Origin of the sequence: Microcoleus sp. D2_18a_D3, from assembly GCF_036702455.1 — a bacterium.
In the GTDB taxonomy this organism is placed as follows: Bacteria; Cyanobacteriota; Cyanobacteriia; order Cyanobacteriales; family Microcoleaceae; genus Microcoleus.
This window is the reverse complement of record NZ_JAUBTK010000003.1, coordinates 161,312-178,909: the sequence shown is the minus strand read 5'-3', so window position 1 is coordinate 178,909 and position 17,598 is coordinate 161,312. Positions and strand designations below refer to the sequence as shown.

The following is a 17,598-nucleotide window of genomic DNA, read 5'->3' as shown; positions in this document are numbered from 1 at the left end:
CGCGTCATTGGATTTCTCACCGGATGGTCCTGGATTTTACAGGCTTTATCTCTATCACATCTTTAAAAAAATGGTATAAGTCCAGGCTCAAGGATTTTTGAAATATTTTTTCAATTAACTACAGAGAACACAGAGAAACAGAAGAAAACGTGTTCGTAATTGATGAGATAACTGCTAGATTAGTGAGACTTAAACATTTTAGGATCCCAAACCCCCTCGCTCGCAATGGAAAGAGGTCGATGACCTAAAAATGCCTGAAACCCTTGGTATAAGTAGATTTATGCCCATTAGAGCTAAAAGTCTTTCTCTATCTGGGTTTGAAGCTATTTTGGCTTCAGTTTTTGTCTAAGTCCCGTTAGTGGCAAAATCATCGCCCGTTTTCCCGTTTCTCCATCCTCCTGTGCACCCTCTCTGCCTCTGCGGTTCCCCCCTACTTCATCTCATATCCAAACAAATTCGGATCGACTTCTCCCAAATTCAAATCTGCCAAACCGTACTCAGCCCAACGCCTTTCTACCATCGCCGCCACATTCGGATCGGACTCCAAAACTTCTCCCCATTCGTGATCCGTTTCCGGCGGCATCTTCGTAGTAGCATCAATCCCCATTCTGCCTCCCAAACCAATCTTTTCACTGGCAAAATCTAACGTATCAAAAGGCGTATTCGGCAGAATAAATACATCTCGAACCGGATCGACTTTAGAACTAATTGCCCACACTACTTGACGCGGGTCGCGAATGTTGATACTTTTATCGACAACAATCACAAACTTAGTGTAAGTAAACTGCGGTAATGCACTCCAAAATGCTAAAGCAGCCCTGCGCGCTTGACCGGGATATGCTTTATCGATCGAGATAATTGCCGCTTTATAACTCAGGGCTTCCATCGGTAAGAAGAAATCGACAATTTCCGATACTTGCTGCCGCAAAATAGGGGTATAAATACGGTTAAGCGCGATCGCCATCATTGCTTCTTCTTTCGGCGGCCGCCCGCTAAATGTGGTCAGATAAATCGGGTCTTTGCGGTGCGTCATGCAGTTGAATCGCACCAGCGGCGAATCTTCCAGGCCGCCGTAATAACCCATGTGATCGCCGAAGGGCCCGTCGGGCAGAACTTCACCGGGGGTAATCGTTCCTTCTAACACGATTTCCGAGTCCGCCGGTACTTCCAAATCTACTGTTTTGCACTTCGCCAACTGCACGCCGGAACCGCCGTAAAGTCCGGCAAATAACCATTCCGATAAATCTACAGGAATTGGCGTTGCTGCGGCGAGAATAATTAAAGGATCGACTCCAAGGGCGATCGCAACTTCCAACTTTTTACCAGCCTGCGCCGCTTTCCGCAAGTGCCGCGCCCCGCCCCGCACCGATAACCAGTGTACAGTCATCGTGTTTTTTGACTGCAACTGCAACCGATAAACCCCCACATTCGGCGTACCGGTTTCGCAATCTTTGGTAATTACCAAACCCAGGGTGATAATTTTGCCCGCATCTCCCGGATAAGGGCGAATCATCGGGATTTTGTTCAAATCCAGCCCTTCTCCCTCAAATACTACTTGCTGACAAGCTGGGAAAAAGTCGCGGCCCGGTTTGGCTTTCACTACGTCGAACAGGACTTTGCCGAATTCTATGGCTTGGGAAATCTTTTTCGGCGGTTTTGGCTGTTGCAGCATTCCCAGTTTTTTGCCGAGCTCTTCTAGTTCGATCGGCTTTTCCATGTTCATCGCCCAGCAAACGCGCTCTTCCGTACCCAAGAGGTTGATTGCAACGGGGAATTCGGCCCCTTTGACGTTTTCAAACAGCAATCCAGGGCCGCCTTTTTGCAGCATTTGGTTGGAAATTTCGGCAATTTCGAGGTCGGAATCGACTAAGGCGCTAATCCGGCGCAGTTGTCCCCGTTCTTCGAGTAGTTTTAGGAATCCCCGCAAGTCTCTAGCCATTTTTTTTAAGAATTGTTAACGTTCTTTTGTTATTATGAGCCGATCGACTGCCACAAGTTACTCCTGAACCGCTTAAAGAATATCTATTTAACGAACCGCGAAGACGCCAAGGGCGCGTTCGGCGAAGCCGTTCCCGTTCCCCGCAGGGGTTCCCGAAGGGTAGGGTAGGAAGAGAAAGAAGAAGATAGGTAATGCCTTGTTCGGTTCGGGAGTAGGCTGCATAATGGGTTAATGAAATGTCCTCGATGCGAATCTGACCAAGTTCGTAAAAACGGCCGTCCCAACGGTCATCAGCGGTATCTTTGCAAAGCTTGCCGCAAACAATTTTTTGATGCCGCCGGCCCGGACTCTTTAAATCGCAAATGCACCGAAACACGGTTAACCGAAGCTATCCCGAAGGAAATCGCCCCTGCAACCACCACAGAGTCCGGCGGGATTGCGATTTTGCTGTTAGATGCCGAAAATCTGAAACTTAAGGTTCATACAGAACAATTCTTAGCCGATTTGTGCGACTATCCCCTGCAAGTTAAAATTGCTTTTGCTAACTGGAAAAACCCGAGTATGGGCAAGTTGGATGCTGAACTTTATGATCGCGGTTACGAACTAATTCACGTTCCGGGCGGTGCTAATAGTGCTGATGGTAAAATGATTGCTTTTGGCGCTGCTATTTTATATCGATATCGGGATGTGCGACAAGTTTTTGTCTGTTCTTCGGATGGTTTGTTAAATCATCTTTGCAATCAGTTGCAAAATCAGGGATTGACTGTGTTTCGGGTGCGGCGGCAAAATTCGGTTTTGTCTGTTGAAAATACTCTGACTGGTGATAATCATCACTATTCTTGTGAGAGGGAAATGGAAATCCCTAGTTTTGAAGAATTGGCTAATCAAGCTGCTGAGTTGTTGAAGGCTGAACACAAATCTATTGAGGAGCGAATCGCTCGTTTTTCTACTGTGGCTGAGCTTTTTCAAGAGCGCCGGACTGTTGTTTTCAATTCTACAACTTCCCCTGCTGCTGCACTGTCGGAGTCAGCACAAAACGAAGTTAGCCCGGTGCTTGAAGCATCTTTGGCGACCGTTGCTGTCAATCAAAACGTTGCTGAGCCAAATTTACCCGAAATAATACCTGGTCTCTATTCAAATGCTATTGAGTCGCTGGATGTTTTAAAAACTATACTTGTAGAAATAATTGAAGATGCAAAAATTGAGTTAAAACAGGATGCTATTCCTGTGGTCAAAATTAAGAAAGATTTTTTGGCTAAGTATCAATGTCATGCTGATTTAGTTGTGAAAAAGTTTCTGGATAAAAAATCCAGTTTAATCAAATATTTGCAGTCGGAGTCTGGGGTTTTTCAAGTAAAATTAATCGATCAGCAACATCAAGTGGCGATCGCCAAAAAATCCTCCACTTCAAAAACTCATTCCTCTGCTGCCCTGGAAGCATCTCTCGTCAAAATTATTAGAGGATTAACTGCTCAATCTCCCGGTAGTTATATTGCGATTAACCAGGTTGCCAGCGAATTTAATAAGTTATACAATCAACCAATTAGTAAAAAACTGCAATCGCTGAATTTGGGCAGCAAGGTGATTGATTTTTTGCAGTCATGCCAAACTTTTAAAGTTAAAAAAAATGGTAAGAATTATCAAGTGGCGATCGCACAGTCAGCTCCCTGACTTATTTAAGAAATCAGGTTTCGGAGTCTTCGGTATGAAAATTTAATCTATTATTAACCATAATTTAAACAAAGCTTATTCTCTTTTTATTTAATCTCTTGTTAACCAAAATTTAAAACAAACTTATTCTTTTATATCCCTTTCCTTGAGGGTTTCAGTCTATCCTATGGAGGAGATTTGCAAAGTCTGCTATTAAGGGAGAGGAGGAATATGAATTTTTTCACAGGACGTTGGCGACGTAGTTTTATAGTGACACTTGCAGCAGCAGCATTTTCACTCTCGTTGATTAGTTCTGCTGTAGCAGCCGTCACACTAAACGGTACGGGAGCAACTTTCCCTAAACCTCTTTACGATCGCTACTTCTCTCAAATGAGAAGTGCCAATCAAATTACTGTAAACTACCAAGGAACTGGTAGCGGTGCTGGCATCAAAGCATTAATTACAGGCACTGTTGATTTCGCAGGCAGCGACGCGCTGATGACTGCTGCACAAATAGCCGAAGTAAAGCGGGGTGTAATAGCTGTTCCGACTGCTGGCGGCGCTGTTGCAGTTGTCTACAACTTGCCCGGAGTGACAAATCTGAGGCTAACTAACGAGGCCATGAGAGGCATATTTGAAGGCAAAATTACTCGCTGGAACGATCCTAAAATAGCGGGAATTTCTGGACAAGCTAAAGGCTTGCCAAATACTCCAATTCGAGTAGCTGTACGCGCAGATAGCAGCGGTACAACCTTTATTTTTGCTAACCACTTGCAGGCAACTGGTAGCAGCATCAAAGCTGCCGCTCAGCCGAGTTGGCCCGGAAGCCCTGTCAGCGGTCAAGGAAACCCCGGCGTAGCTGCTTTGGTGAAGAATACAGCGGGTGCGATCGGCTACGTTCAAGATACTTTTGCTCGGCAAAACAATCTCCAAACAGCGTTTATTCAAAATAAAGCTGGTAGGTTTGTAGATCCTAGCTTGGCTGAAGCAGAGAAAGCTTTAGCAGGGGAAACATTCCCCGCAGACTTCCGCTTAGTAGAAGGCAATCCTAACGACGGTTATCCGATTGTTGGTTTGACTTGGCTGTTAATCTACAAACAGTATCCTGCTGCGAAAGCAGAGGCTATTAAAAAGATGGTTAATTGGGTGATGACTACAGGCCAAGGTATCAACACACAGTTAGAGTTTACTCGAATTCCTTCAGCTACAGCTCAAAAGGTGGTTCAAACAGTTAATCAGAGCGTGGTTGCTAGAGGTTAATTCTGGCGATCGCACGGGGTTATGAGTTGGCGAGTTAAATGTATGACGTATGACTCAAAATTCATAAATTATCAGGTTAATGTGCGCTAGATTTACTGTGTAAGGTGCGAAGCGCGTACCTTACACACCAGGTATGCAACGCGCACCCAGCCCATTAGAATTCCTCGTGTTTCAAGCAAAGATTTCACTTTTTACGCAATAATTCCGGTATGACCAATTTTTCCAAAAAACCGAAAATATCAACTCGGAAACCGACAGAAATAAACACAGAAGTAGATTTGACAGATACTACTGGTGAAGGTCTATGGATGGAGTCAGGATTTACACTATTTGTATGGGGTTTTTCCCTAGCGACAGCGGGTACGCTGTTCTTGATGAGTGCGGTAATTTTTAAAGATGCTTGGCCTGCTATTAGCAATTTTGGACTCTCCTTTTTGTGGAATCCCAAGTGGGATATCGGCGAGTTGAAGTTTGGGGCTTTGCCGTTTATTTACGGTACTGTTATTAGTTCTGCGATCGGCATAATCATCGCACTTCCTTTAGGGCTGTCAGTAGCTATAGTTACTAGCGAGAACTTCTTACCCGTTTGGGTGCGATCGCCCTTGGGATTCCTGGTTGAATTAATCTCGGCTATTCCCAGCGTAATAGTTGGCCTTTGGGGAATATTTGTTTTGATTCCCTTTTTGTTGCCATTGCAGCAGTCATTGTTCGATAAATTCAGTTGGTTTCCCCTGTTCAGCAGCGAACCTTTAGGCCCCGGAATGCTGCCCGCTGGAATCCTTTTATCGATTATGATTCTGCCCACAGTAGCGGCCATCAGCCGCGATGTATTGATGTCAGTTCCAGTTGATTTGCGAAGTGCTTCCATGTCCCTCGGTGCCACCCGCTGGGAAACTATATTTAAGCTGTTATTACCAGCGGCTAGTTCAGGAATTATCGGGGCTACTATCTTGGCATTGGGACGCGCTTTAGGCGAAACAATGGCCGTCACAATGGTGATTGGCAACTCGATTCAAATTAACCCATCGCTGCTAGCTCCCAGCTACTCAATTCCTGCTGTTTTGGCAAGTCAATTTCGGGAAGCTGTCGAACCGCTGCACACCGGCGCTTTGATGTATTTAGCCTTAATTCTATTTGTCATCACTCTGTTGGTAAATGCGATCGCAGTATTGTTAGTTCAGCTAATTGGGGCCAAGAAAGCTAAAACTTAACATCATCGAAAGCAATTTGATCGCAAGCCGCGCCGCCGGATTTATCCGCTGGTTTAATCTCAAATATCAAAGCTAAAATCCCATGACTCAAGCACAAAATTCAAACAGTATTCTGGATGCAGAAATCAACAACCCCCTGTCCCTAAGCCGAACTTTTTTCAGCCGGGGAATGACAGTTATCGCTTTCGCTCTGACAGCTCTCGCCCTGCTCCCTTTGTTTGCTATTTTATACAAAATATTGGGGGAAGGACTTACACATTTGAGCTGGGAAGTGCTAGTATCTCTGCCCGCACCCGTCGGAGTTGAAGACCAGCCCAACGGCTTTGCCAATGCGATTCTCGGCACTGCTTTAATGGTAGGAATTGCGACATTAATCAGCGTACCCATAGGCGTAATGACCGGAATATTTTTGTCTGAGTTTGGTAGAGAAAACAAAGCGATGGCTAATAGTATTCGCTTTATCACCGTCATTCTTAGCAGCGTTCCCTCGATCGTAGTTGGCGTTTTTTCCTACGCCCTAATTGTCGTTACAACCAAAGCATTTTCATCATTAGCAGGCGGTTTTGCCCTCGGCATCATCATGCTTCCAGTTGTTGCTCTGACAACAGAACAAGCATTAAAATTAGTGCCTACTTCTTACCGCCTCGCTTCTGCTGGTTTGGGAGGCGGACGCTTTCAAACTATGTTTCGCATTATCATACCCTCAGCACTTCCAACTATTACCACAGGTATTTTACTCGCTGCTTCCCGGGCCGCCGGCGAAACCGCCCCGCTGATTGTAACTGCCTTGTCGAGTCAATTTTGGCCTCCTTTAGTTGATAAATTGGGCGAAATAATGCAGTCTCCCATAGGTGCAGAAACCATTTCAAAACTAAAAGAAATTCCCGAAACACTGCTGACTCCGACTCCTTCTATGTCGGTATTAATATATAGCTACGCCAGCTCTCCTTACAAGGAGCAGAACGAATTGGCGTGGACTGCTGCCTCTGTCCTTTTGGGCATGGTTTTGATTGCTAGCGTCGCATCCCGTACAGTAACTCGGAAACGCTTGCAAAACCGATAAATCAATAACTAAAGTGCATCTCTCAGTCAAATATTAACAATATAACCCGCAAATAATGAAACCTAAAGCTAACTTGAACTCCGAAAACTATACAGCTCAATTCCTAGACGATCCCACCCCGGAAATAGACCCCAATGCAATGCCAGCACTGCGGATTCAGGACTTGAGTTTTTATTACGGAAATCACAAAGTATTAGAAAATTTATCAATGAATATCCCTCACCCGCAAATTACGGCGATTATTGGCCCTTCAGGTTGCGGCAAATCTACGTTTCTCAAAGCTCTCAACCGGATTGGCGAATTGGAGGGAAAAGTTAAAATAAAAGGAAGAGTAGAGTTTTTTGGACAGGATATTTACAGCCCGAAAGTAAACATTAATAGTTTGCGTCGGCAAATTGGGATGGTGTTTCAAAGGCCGAATCCGTTTCCGCTGAGCATCTACGATAATATTGCTTACGGGGTGAGGATTTTTGGTCGCAAAAGCAAAGCAGAATTAGATGAAATTGTGGAATCTGCACTTAAAAGTGCGGCGCTTTGGAATGAAGTCAAAGACGATTTGAATAAATCGGCTCAGGGGATTTCGGGGGGACAGCAGCAGCGACTTTGTATTGCTCGCGCTTTGGCTGTGAAGCCAAAAATTTTGCTGATGGATGAACCTTGTTCTGCTCTAGATCCGATTTCTACGATGAAGATTGAGGAGTTGTTTCAGACTCTGCGGCAGCAGTTAACAGTTGTAATTGTGACCCATAATATGCAGCAGGCGGCTCGCGTTTCTGATTACACGGCTTTCTTTAATACTGATGAAAGCCGCATCGGCCACATGGTGGAATTTGGGCCTACAAGTAAGATTTTTACTTCTGCGGGCAATTCGAGTACGAGAGATTACATTCAAGGCCGTTTCGGTTAATACCAGGGTGTTTTGCTTTCTCTCAGTCGCTATATTCCGACAGGGGCTTAAGCCTCTGTCTCACAGTTAACCTCTTAAGAAAACTCTGAAATAGTAATATTTGACTTACTGTTAACTGAGATTGGGCAACATTCTCAATAAATATTTCAGTCCTCCTAGCTGGGGACTTGATTTTTGAGGCGGGGGTTTAAGCCCCTGCCGGAATTATTGCAAATATTACTCGATGTAACCTAATATCAGTATGGCACTGAACAGAAAACCGCTATATTTATGTCTTCACCGCTTCTGAAGCGAGAGTTAGGTGTTTTCGGCGCAACTCTCATGGGCCTGGGCTCAATCCTCGGTACCGGAGTATTTGTGAGTATCGGCATTGCAGCGGAAGTTGCTGGGCCGGGAGTGATTTTGGCTGTGGGTATTGCGGCTTTAGTTGCTGTTTGCAATGGCCTTAGCAGCGCTCAATTAGCGGCAAATCATCCTGTTAGCGGCGGTACTTATGAATATGGCTACAAATATCTCAATCCTTGGCTGGGTTTCACTGCCGGCTGGATGTTTCTGTTGGCGAAAACGGCTTCTGCGGCTACTGCTGCTTTAGGTTTTGCGGGGTATTTTTTAAATGCAGTTGGTGTAGCCGATCGCACTTACCTGATCCTAACAGCTTTAGGATCCGTCGCCACCCTCACTTTAATTGTATTGACGGGAATTAGGCGATCGAATATTGCCAATACAGTCACAGTCTCAGTTACACTCCTATCCTTAGCGGTGTTTGTTGCTGTCGGTTTGCCAGAGGTAAGGTGGTCCATGCCCGCGCTACAGAATGATAGCTCGATCGGCTCCATCCTGCAGGCCACCGCCCTGATGTTTGTCGCTTATAGCGGTTACGCCCGCATCACCACAATGAGCGAGGAAGTGCGGGAACCGAGGGAAACCATTCCCAAAGCCATAATTTTAACTTTGGGGCTGACAATGCTGCTTTACGTGGCGGTAGCAATAGTTGTCGCGGGCGCGGGGGAACCCGATAAATTGTCTTTACAACCAGGCGGTACGGTTGCACCCCTGGAAGTCATCGCCCGCAGTTTCCCAATTCCAGGAGTTTCTCAACTGCTAGCCGTCGGTGCAATTACCGCTATGTTGGGAGTCTTGCTGAACTTAATTTTAGGGCTGTCGCGCGTCTGGCTGGCGATGGGGCGGCGTCGGGATATGCCAAGAGTCTTGGCGTGGCTGAATCCAGAGGGGACAACTCCCTACGTGGCTGTGGTAGTTGTCGAAGTTACGATCGCACTTTTAATCCTCCTCGGCGATGTCAAAACCACTTGGTCCTTCAGTGCTTTTAGTGTTTTGATATACTACGCTATCACCAACCTTGCGGCGCTGCAACTTTCCCCCGCCGAAAGGCTTTATCCGCAGTGGTTGGCTTGGGTGGGTTTGGGGAATTGTCTGTTTCTGGCTTTCTGGGTGGAGAGGGAAATTTGGCTGACAGGATTGGCATTAATTGCCGCCGGTTTAATTTGGCGGGCGATCGTCCGACTCCCGGCGAGAAACTAGAATTGTGATAAATTGAAACAGCATCCCGCATTGTAGAGGGCCATGCCCGATCGAACTCCCGAGCTTGCGACTCAAGAATCTCTCGCATTCAGCGCCATCAGTCGCTATATCGCTCAAACACTAATTACCATTCAGGAACAGCATCCCGAATGGATAGCTGAAAAATACAGGAACACCCCCTGGGCAAAACCTACTTTTCAGTCAGTTTTGATTGCAAAATTGACAAAAAGTTTCAGAGTAGCCAGCGATACAGATTCCCTGCTGCTGACAGCGAAAAAATACCTACAAATTATCCTGGTTCCAGAATTCGTTAATTCACCTCACTTCAGCAAATTATGGGCGAAAATTCAGCAGCTAGCCCAATCTCAAACAGCACCAGCTACATCACAAAACTCTGTTTCCTCAGAACCTCCAACTCCAATAGCCAATCCACCAGCCCCCCTTCCTCTCGGCATTGCTATCTTGCTGCTAGATGTCGAAAACTTGCAACTCAACATCGAAACCGAAAAATTCCTAGAGGGAATTTGCCACTATCCCATCCAAATCAAAGTAGCCTTTGCCAACTGGCGCAGCATGGGCAAGAAAGATGCCGAATTTCACCAGCGCGGCTATCAACTAATTCACGTCCCCCCCGGCAAAGACAGCGCCGACTTAAAAATGGCTACAGTCGGCGCCTCGATTTTCGTACATTATCCCACAGCCAAAGAGATTTTTGTCTGTTCGTCCGATCGCGCCCTCACTCACCTCAGCAATACACTGCAAGCCCACGGATTAACCGTATTTCAAGTCCGCAAACAAATAGATAAAATCATAGTTTTAAACAGCAAAACCGGACAAGTGGAAACCCATTCCCTCGTCACCACACCGGAAATAACACCCCTAGAACAATTAGTTATTCAGCTAAAAGAATTAATCAAAAAAGAGCAAAAACGCACATCAACTCAGTGGATCAAACTTTCTACTGTTTCAGCTTTATTTAAGGAAAATTACGGCTTAGTCCTAAATCAAGTTGTTTCTCATCATTTGCTCGGCACTAAAACCAGGGATCTCTTTCTCAAATATCCCACCGATTTTGCCCTCCACAAACCCTCCGAAACTTCTCAAACTTATGTCACTCTTTTTGAAGTGAGATTATCGCCTCCACCGCCAATACTTAACCAAGAAAATCTGAATAACCACCAGGCAGCACCTGCCACCTTGACAGATATTAATTCTCTGGAAGACTTGGAAAGAGCTCTTGTCAAAATCGTTGGCGAGTTAACCGGCAACTCTCCTGAAAATTCTGTATTTCTCTCCAATGTAGGCAGCGAATTTCACCGACAATACGGCAAACAAATTACCCAAATAATTAAAGATTTTAATCTCGGTAGGAAATTTACTAAATTTTTGCAATCCTGCGCTTCTCTCCAGCTAAAAAAAGCCGAAAAAGGCTGGCAAGTTTCCCTCAATTAATTAAAAATTAAAATATATAGCCTTTCTCAGTAACATGAGGTGTTCTTGGGCATTGACCAAACAGGGCATTGGGCATTGAAAGAGTACCTTACTTTCCTGAGAACCCCTATGTAAACGTCCCATTACAACTCACATATTGCACCATTCTCAGGAACAGGCTTTTCGGCCTGTTCCACAAAGAGTGAATTTTCTTGTGGAACAGGCCGAAAAGCCTGTTCATACAAAGCTTATTGAGAATGGTGCAACATCTCCCATTACTAGCAACTTGAGTTATTATACAATCTGGACGTAAAGAAATGTAAAGGGATATGCAGGACAAAGTTGTGGTTGTGGTGGGTGCGACTGGCGGCATCGGTTCAGCAGTGGCCCGCAAACTCGCTGATGCGGGTGTGCGGCTAGTGCTCGCCGCCAGAGACAGCAGTAAATTAGACACTTTAGCTAGCGAACTTTCAACAACAGAGGTACTGTGCGTGCCCACAGATATCACCGATTTGCAGCAAGTTGAGACGCTGATGCACAAAGCTGCGACGCATTTCGGACAAATTGATGCCCTCGTAAACGCCGCCGGTGCCGGAATTCTCAAGCAGTGGAACAAGTTAGAACCCGCTGATTTAGATGCAATGCTTGACTTGAACTTAAAAGGCAGTTTTTACACGTCTCAAGCAGCGGCGAATGTGATGAAAGAGCGCAAATCCGGTCACATTTGCAATGTCATCGGGATTTTGGGCAAGCATTCGATGGCGATGGGAACGGCTTATTGCGCTTCAAAGTTTGGGGTAGTTGGTTTCAGCAAGTGCATGGCAGATGAGCTGCGACGCTACGGCATTAAGTTTACGCTATTCTATTTTGGCGGGGTGGATTCTCCGTTTTGGGATAATGTGAGTTTGAAGGTAGACAGGTCAAAAATGCTGACTACTGAAACTGCTGCAAATGCGATTATGTTTGCTCTTTCGGCTGACCCGCAAGCTGTGCCGATGGAGATTAATATTCAGCCGGAAAGTCATTTGTTTTTTTAGCGATTGAGGAGTGATTTGAAGGCAGAAAGCAGCGGAATCTGAAGGCAATAAAAATTATGATATTTTTAGGTTTGAGAATTTGTACAGCACTTAATTATGTAGGTGCACGGGCTGGTGCACCTTACCCCTATAAGTAGCGCGTCAAACCATTTTTTTGCCTTAGTCCTATTGGCGAAGGCCTAGCGGTCAAACCTCAGTTATCGCAGAACCGGGTTTCTTTTAAGTGCCGACTTATTTCTACCTTCAGAGGGAGCTAGAATATTCAATTTTTAGGTTATTATTAAGTGGGCGCGCAATAAAAAGTATGAAAAATATCCATTACTCAATTCCTCCGTTGCAATTTCGCCTTGAAAATCAGCAGATTTTCCCTTTTTCAGTTTCCATTTTCAATTATTGATTATGGAGTTCGATCGCATTCACTTCTACGTTGAAAATGCTAAAATATCCCGCGACTGGTTTGTCAGCCGCTTAGGCTTTCAATCAACGGCAGGTTATGCCAACAGCCACACTCAAACTGAAGTTGTCAGCAGCGGCAATGTATCTTTTGTTTTATCTTCGCCCCTGACACCCGCTAGTCCCGCTGCTACTTGGTTGAAGTTTCACCCTCCAGGGATTGCCGATGTGGGTTTTCGGGTAAAAAATATCGAATTAGCGGTAGCTAGAGCGGCTGCGGCAGGCGCTAAAATCCTGGAACCGATTCAAGAAGACCTAAACGAAAGAGGCTATTTTAAGCGGGCAAAAATCGCTGGTTGGGGAGATTTAAGCCACACGCTCGTTGAGCGCATTGGCGGCCATTCACTGCTATCGGCTTCTCCTAAGTTGCCGATGTTTACCCTAATCGACCATGTAGTGTTAAATGTTGAATCTGGCGATTTGTCAACTGCTGTTAGTTGGTATCAAAAAATATTAGGTTTTCAACCGCAGCAAAATTTTGACATTCAGACTGAGAAATCGGCTTTGCGGAGCCAAGTTATGGTGCACGCTGAAGGTGGGGTGCAATTCCCGATTAATGAACCCGCATCAGCTAATTCTCAAATTCAAGAGTTTTTGAGTGCAAATCGGGGGCCGGGTATTCAGCACATGGCTTTGCAAACTAATAATATTGTGGGGGTTGTTGCCGATTTGCGATCGCGCGGTTTGCCTTTTCTGCCTGTTCCTCCAACATACTACTCGGAATTGCAGCAGCGACAAAACTATTTACCCGCAGATTGGCAATCAATTGCAGCTTGTCAAGTTTTGGCAGATTGGCAAGAAGATACTCCCGCAGCGATGCTGCTGCAAATATTTACCCAGCCAATTTTTGCAGAACCGACTTTCTTTTTCGAGATTATTGAGCGCCGAGTTAGTTTAGTTAACGGCACACCGGTGCAAGCTGGAGGTTTTGGGGCAGGGAATTTTCGAGCTTTGTTTGAGGCAATTGAACGCGAACAAATGAAGAGGGGAAGTTTGATAGATGATTGACAAAACTTCCACTTTTTAGCTCATACAGCCGTGTTAATTAGCACTGTGATATCTTTCCACCCGTAGGCAATTTCTTTGAGTGCAACTCCGGCTCTACTTGTCTGCTGTTCGTCTACTTTTTCACCTCCTAATAATTCATAAAACCTATAGGCTGAATTGTCTCCTAGTACCCAAACTAGCATCGAGTTCAAACTTAATTTTGCCAATTTTGTCGCAACTGTTCTCACGAGTTGCCGTCCGATTCCTTGACGCTGATATTCCTCCAAAATATAGATGGCAAATAATTCTCCTTTATATATATATTTGCCCGTGCGCTCGCAACCACCGGTAGCAAAACCCACAATTTCTCCCGATTCATTCTCAGCAACGCACACAAAATTTTTACTGTTTTCTGCGTTCACCAGGATTTCTTGCCAATTGCTTTCTCGCTTTTCATAGGATAACTGTGCGAGGTAATCTGCTGGTACAATTTCCCGGTAAGCTGTCCGCCAAGTATCTAGATTAACTCGTGCGATTGCAGGTGCGTCAGCGATTTTAGCTTCTCTCACAATCATCAGAAAATACTCCTTTCCCGTCCTGAAATTCTATTTTCAAGTCTAGGCAAACTATACGATCGCGCCCTTCTAGTTTAGCTCGATACAGCGCTCGATCGGCCTGTCCAATTAACCCCTCTATCGATAAACCAGCACCAGGTACAGTAGTAGCGCTCCCCATACTGAGAGTTATAAACTTACTTACCTTGGAAGCAGCATGAAAAATTGTCGCCGCTTTCAAATCGCTGCGAATTGATTCAGCTATCCGTATTGCTCCCTGCACATCAGTTCGCGGCAAAATTACCGCAAATTCTTCGCCGCCGTACCGGGCGGCTAAATCTCCTGCCCGCTGAGCGTTGTTAGCTAAAATCTCGGCCACTTTTTTTAAACATTCGTCGCCTCCTTGATGGCCGTAATGATCGTTGTAAAGTTTGAAAAAATCGATATCGCACAAAATTAAAGACAGCGACTCTTTTTCTCGCTCCATCAACTGCCATTCTAACTCCAATTTTTTGTCAAAACAGCGGCGATTGGGAATTTGAGTCAATCCATCCACCGAAGCGAGCCGCTGCAATTCCATGTTAGCTGCTTGTAATTCTAATTTGGCTTGTTCTAAAGCTAAATTTTGCCGAGCTAATTCTTCACTTTGCCGTTTTTCTTGTTCATACAAAAATCGGATTGAAGCTTCAGCTTCGTACAATTCTTGCTCTGCATATTTGCGCTTGACAAATTCTCCTAATTGAGAACTGACCACAGCTATTATTTGAAGTAAATCTTGATCGGGCGGCAGTTCTTCCCGGCAAAAAAAAGTCATTACTCCTACAACTTGGCCCCTAGCGTGAATGGGGAAACCGAATCCCGATCGCAGTCCCGCTTCCTCTGCCAAGTGCGATCGCACGAAATTGCGATCGCCCACAAGATCAGTAATCCACTGCGGAGAACCGCTCTTGGAAACTGCTCCGGGTAAACCCTCACCCGCCGCCAAAGTAATCGGCTCGTTGTTTTCGGCAAACTCCCTAACTTCCTCCGCCGCCTGCCAAACTACCACCCGCCGCCAACAACGAGTTTCCTCGATCGGACAGCAAAGTGGCAGGCACCAAAGCGACTCTTTTTCAGATTTTATTTCCCCAGCCCATCTAGTTTCTTTCTCCGCCTCTGCAGGCGTCCAAAGTTCGCCAAGATCCCACCCAAAACTTTGGCAAATAGCTTGCAAAATTCTCGGAGTTGCATTATCTAGAGAACTTGATTCTGATAGGATATGAGTAACAGCATACTGTGCTTCTTGACACTTTTTTATGCGTTGTTGCTTGGTAATGTCTTTGCCGATATAAACAAAATCTTGTATAACCTCGCTATCTGCATCCGGGCTTCCTGTGCTTGTCTCAAAACTAGAGCATGAAAACGCAACAATCAGCTTTAAACCTATTTTCGTTTGGCAAGCTACTTTTACTTGAGGCCAATATTCGCTTTTAAGTGCAGGAGGTAGCTGGCTGACTTTGCGTAACAATTCCTCCTCAGCCGTAATCATGGATATAGATTGGCCGATTAATTCCGATTCGGTATATCCAAATAATTGCTGTGCAGCTTGATTCACTTTTTTGATTTGGCCCGATGTTCCTGTTACGAACAAAACATCCCCTAGGGAATTAATAATTTTGTCAATATAATCGCCAGCCGCAGCTAAGTTATCGCCTTTAATACTTGTTTTATTGGCAGCATGAACGATGGTTGGCGGAGATCCAATACTATCTGTCACATCTTCGCATAAAATAATCAATCTGTCAGCAGTGGCTTGTCCCTTACAACCAAAAATGTACAAATTTAGATACAAATAAGAGCCGTCTTTGAGAACTCTGCTAATTGATTTTAACTGAAAGTCTTGCTGTCGTTCTTCAATAATATCTTCAAGGATTCCTTCAATTCCAATCAGTTCAGGAAAACTATCGCGCACGTCTTTTCCTTCGCCTACTTCCTCATGAATGTAGGCAAAATCTTGCACTTTCAAAGATATTTCTTGAATCTTGAGTTCGCGATCGACTGTGAGGTATTCAATCCTGCGTAAGGATAACAGCTTATAAAGAAGAATATTAATACTTCTGGGGCTGCTCTCTACAGTTAATGTTGGAAGGATCTCGTTATTGTAGAGCATCTCTCTCAAAGGTTAGCCGGTAAAGTTAGATCAATTCCGGTTGCACCGGAATGATTGTTGACTGTTGACTGTTGACTGTAGAAGGAGGGGTGGAAAAACAGAATGGTTGAGTGTTAACTGTTGACTCGATTTTAGGATGCCGATGCAACCGGAAACGATATTAGTTGTTGTTTGGCTGCTATTTATCATGGGAATTTTTATACTGGCTGATGTCATCACCTGTTACCGCTAGCTAATTTATGCAAACATTACACTTTGGATTATCCAAGCATTTTTTTGCTTGTTTAAAAAATGGGGCCAAATATTAATTGAACCCACTTTTTTTGAGAAAGCGCAGTCAAAATCAGCCTCGATTGAGGTAGAGATTTATGAACAATATGTAGCTGTTTACACTATTTGTGCGGCACATTTTAATTTTAAATTCCCCGATATGGCTGACAACCGCTCAAGTTGAGGAACAGCACAGTTTAATTCAAATGTTTGCTTTAATTAGCACCATTCCTATAGACCTTACCTCCCCAGGGTATTTGTGTCAATTTTTGTAAAGAAAGTGTTACCTTTAAATGATATAGTATCGAAGGATTTGTATAAAAGCTTAAAAATACTCTGCTAAATGCTGAGACTTATTACCGACTTTGACGGCCCGATCATGGACGTGTCCGATCGCTACTACCGAGTTTACCAGTATTGTCTGGCCGAGACTCAACGTGAGGGGCAACCAGTGCGCGAACTCCCCAAGGCAGAGTTTTGGGACATGAAGCGCGCGCGGGTTCCCGAAACCGAAATCGCCATCCTCTCAGGATTAGACGCAGCCCAAGCCCGCGATTTTGCCCAGAAACGCCGTCAAACCGTCCACACCCTACCCTACATGATTTACGATCAACCAGTTCCCACCGCTGTCGAAACTCTCGAAAAGGTGCAGCGCGCTGGAGTAGACTTAGCGGTGATGACCATGCGCCGCGTTAGGGAACTAGATGAAGCCTTCAACCGCTGCAATTTAGGGCAATTTTTCCCAGAAAACCGCCGCTATTGCCTCCCCAACGATTACGTTAAAACCGGGGATGTGAAAGATAAGCCCCTGTTGATGGCAAGAGCTCTGGCCGAACTGCCGCCGGCTTCTGACACTTGGATGGTTGGCGATACGGAGGCGGATATTATATCAGCAAAAACGCACGGTGTCAAGGTAATTGGTGTTTTGTGCGGAATTCGCGATCGCACCCAACTAGAAATGCACCAACCGGATTTAATTGCTAACAATTTGAGTGAAGCAGTTGAGATTATTTTAGATAGTCAGTAGTCATTAGTCATTAGTCATTAGTCATTAGTCATTAGTCCTCAATTCCCCAGTCATTAGTCAACAGTCAACAGTCAACAATTCCCCAGTCATCAATCAACAGTCAACAGTCAACAGTCAA

At 45.0% G+C, this 17,598-nt stretch carries 13 protein-coding genes; 10 read left to right on the top strand and 3 right to left on the bottom strand.

Going from position 1 to position 17,598, the window contains the following annotated elements:
• Positions 1-430 precede the first annotated feature (430 nt).
• Complete coding sequence (locus QUB06_RS03085) at positions 431-1,939, bottom strand: UbiD family decarboxylase (protein ID WP_333434062.1); 1,509 nt, start codon at positions 1,937-1,939, stop codon at positions 431-433.
• A gap of 231 nt (positions 1,940-2,170) precedes the next feature.
• Between QUB06_RS03085 and QUB06_RS03075 the strand changes: the two genes are divergently transcribed.
• The 9 genes from QUB06_RS03075 (at position 2,171) to hppD (ending at position 13,501) form a co-directional block, all read left to right on the top strand.
• Positions 2,171-3,610, top strand: coding sequence for an IS1/IS1595 family N-terminal zinc-binding domain-containing protein (locus QUB06_RS03075; RefSeq protein WP_445251357.1), 1,440 nt, complete (start codon positions 2,171-2,173; stop codon positions 3,608-3,610).
• 210 nt (positions 3,611-3,820) lie between these two features.
• Entirely contained in the window at positions 3,821-4,849 is a 1,029-nt protein-coding gene (pstS, locus tag QUB06_RS03070) for a phosphate ABC transporter substrate-binding protein PstS (protein ID WP_333434061.1), read from the top strand.
• 209 nt (positions 4,850-5,058) lie between these two features.
• Positions 5,059-6,060: a phosphate ABC transporter permease subunit PstC gene (pstC, locus tag QUB06_RS03065; RefSeq protein ID WP_333434060.1), complete on the top strand. Its 1,002-nt coding sequence runs from the start codon at positions 5,059-5,061 to the stop codon at positions 6,058-6,060.
• An 82-nt stretch (positions 6,061-6,142) separates the two neighbouring features.
• A complete protein-coding gene (pstA, locus tag QUB06_RS03060) occupies positions 6,143-7,123 on the top strand; it encodes a phosphate ABC transporter permease PstA (protein ID WP_333434059.1) in 981 nt (326 codons plus the stop codon).
• A gap of 55 nt (positions 7,124-7,178) precedes the next feature.
• Positions 7,179-8,030 carry a phosphate ABC transporter ATP-binding protein PstB gene (pstB, locus tag QUB06_RS03055; protein WP_333434058.1) on the top strand — a complete coding sequence of 284 codons (852 nt, stop codon included), beginning with the start codon at positions 7,179-7,181 and terminating at the stop codon, positions 8,028-8,030.
• Positions 8,031-8,300: 270 nt separating this feature from the next.
• On the top strand, positions 8,301-9,572 hold the full coding sequence (locus QUB06_RS03050; protein WP_333434057.1) for an APC family permease: 1,272 nt from the start codon (positions 8,301-8,303) through the stop codon (positions 9,570-9,572).
• Between the two features lie 42 nt (positions 9,573-9,614).
• Positions 9,615-11,024 carry an NYN domain-containing protein gene (locus QUB06_RS03045; protein ID WP_333434056.1) on the top strand — a complete coding sequence of 470 codons (1,410 nt, stop codon included), beginning with the start codon at positions 9,615-9,617 and terminating at the stop codon, positions 11,022-11,024.
• Between the two features lie 308 nt (positions 11,025-11,332).
• Entirely contained in the window at positions 11,333-12,040 is a 708-nt protein-coding gene (locus tag QUB06_RS03040; protein ID WP_333434055.1) for an SDR family oxidoreductase, read from the top strand.
• 399 nt (positions 12,041-12,439) lie between these two features.
• Positions 12,440-13,501 (top strand): 4-hydroxyphenylpyruvate dioxygenase, encoded by a 1,062-nt coding sequence (gene hppD, locus QUB06_RS03035; RefSeq protein ID WP_333434054.1) that lies wholly within the window; start codon positions 12,440-12,442, stop codon positions 13,499-13,501.
• A gap of 20 nt (positions 13,502-13,521) precedes the next feature.
• Here the strand turns inward: hppD and QUB06_RS03030 are convergent, their stop codons facing one another.
• Together QUB06_RS03030 and QUB06_RS03025 are read right to left on the bottom strand one after the other, a co-directional pair.
• A complete protein-coding gene (locus QUB06_RS03030; protein WP_333286303.1) occupies positions 13,522-14,055 on the bottom strand; it encodes a GNAT family N-acetyltransferase in 534 nt (177 codons plus the stop codon).
• Complete coding sequence (locus QUB06_RS03025) at positions 14,036-16,183, bottom strand: diguanylate cyclase (RefSeq protein WP_333434053.1); 2,148 nt, start codon at positions 16,181-16,183, stop codon at positions 14,036-14,038. The genes QUB06_RS03030 and QUB06_RS03025 overlap by 20 nt, the downstream gene beginning before the upstream one ends.
• A 613-nt stretch (positions 16,184-16,796) precedes the next feature.
• Between QUB06_RS03025 and QUB06_RS03020 the strand changes: the two genes are divergently transcribed.
• Positions 16,797-17,480: an HAD family hydrolase gene (locus tag QUB06_RS03020; RefSeq protein ID WP_333434052.1), complete on the top strand. Its 684-nt coding sequence runs from the start codon at positions 16,797-16,799 to the stop codon at positions 17,478-17,480.
• Positions 17,481-17,598 lie beyond the last annotated feature (118 nt).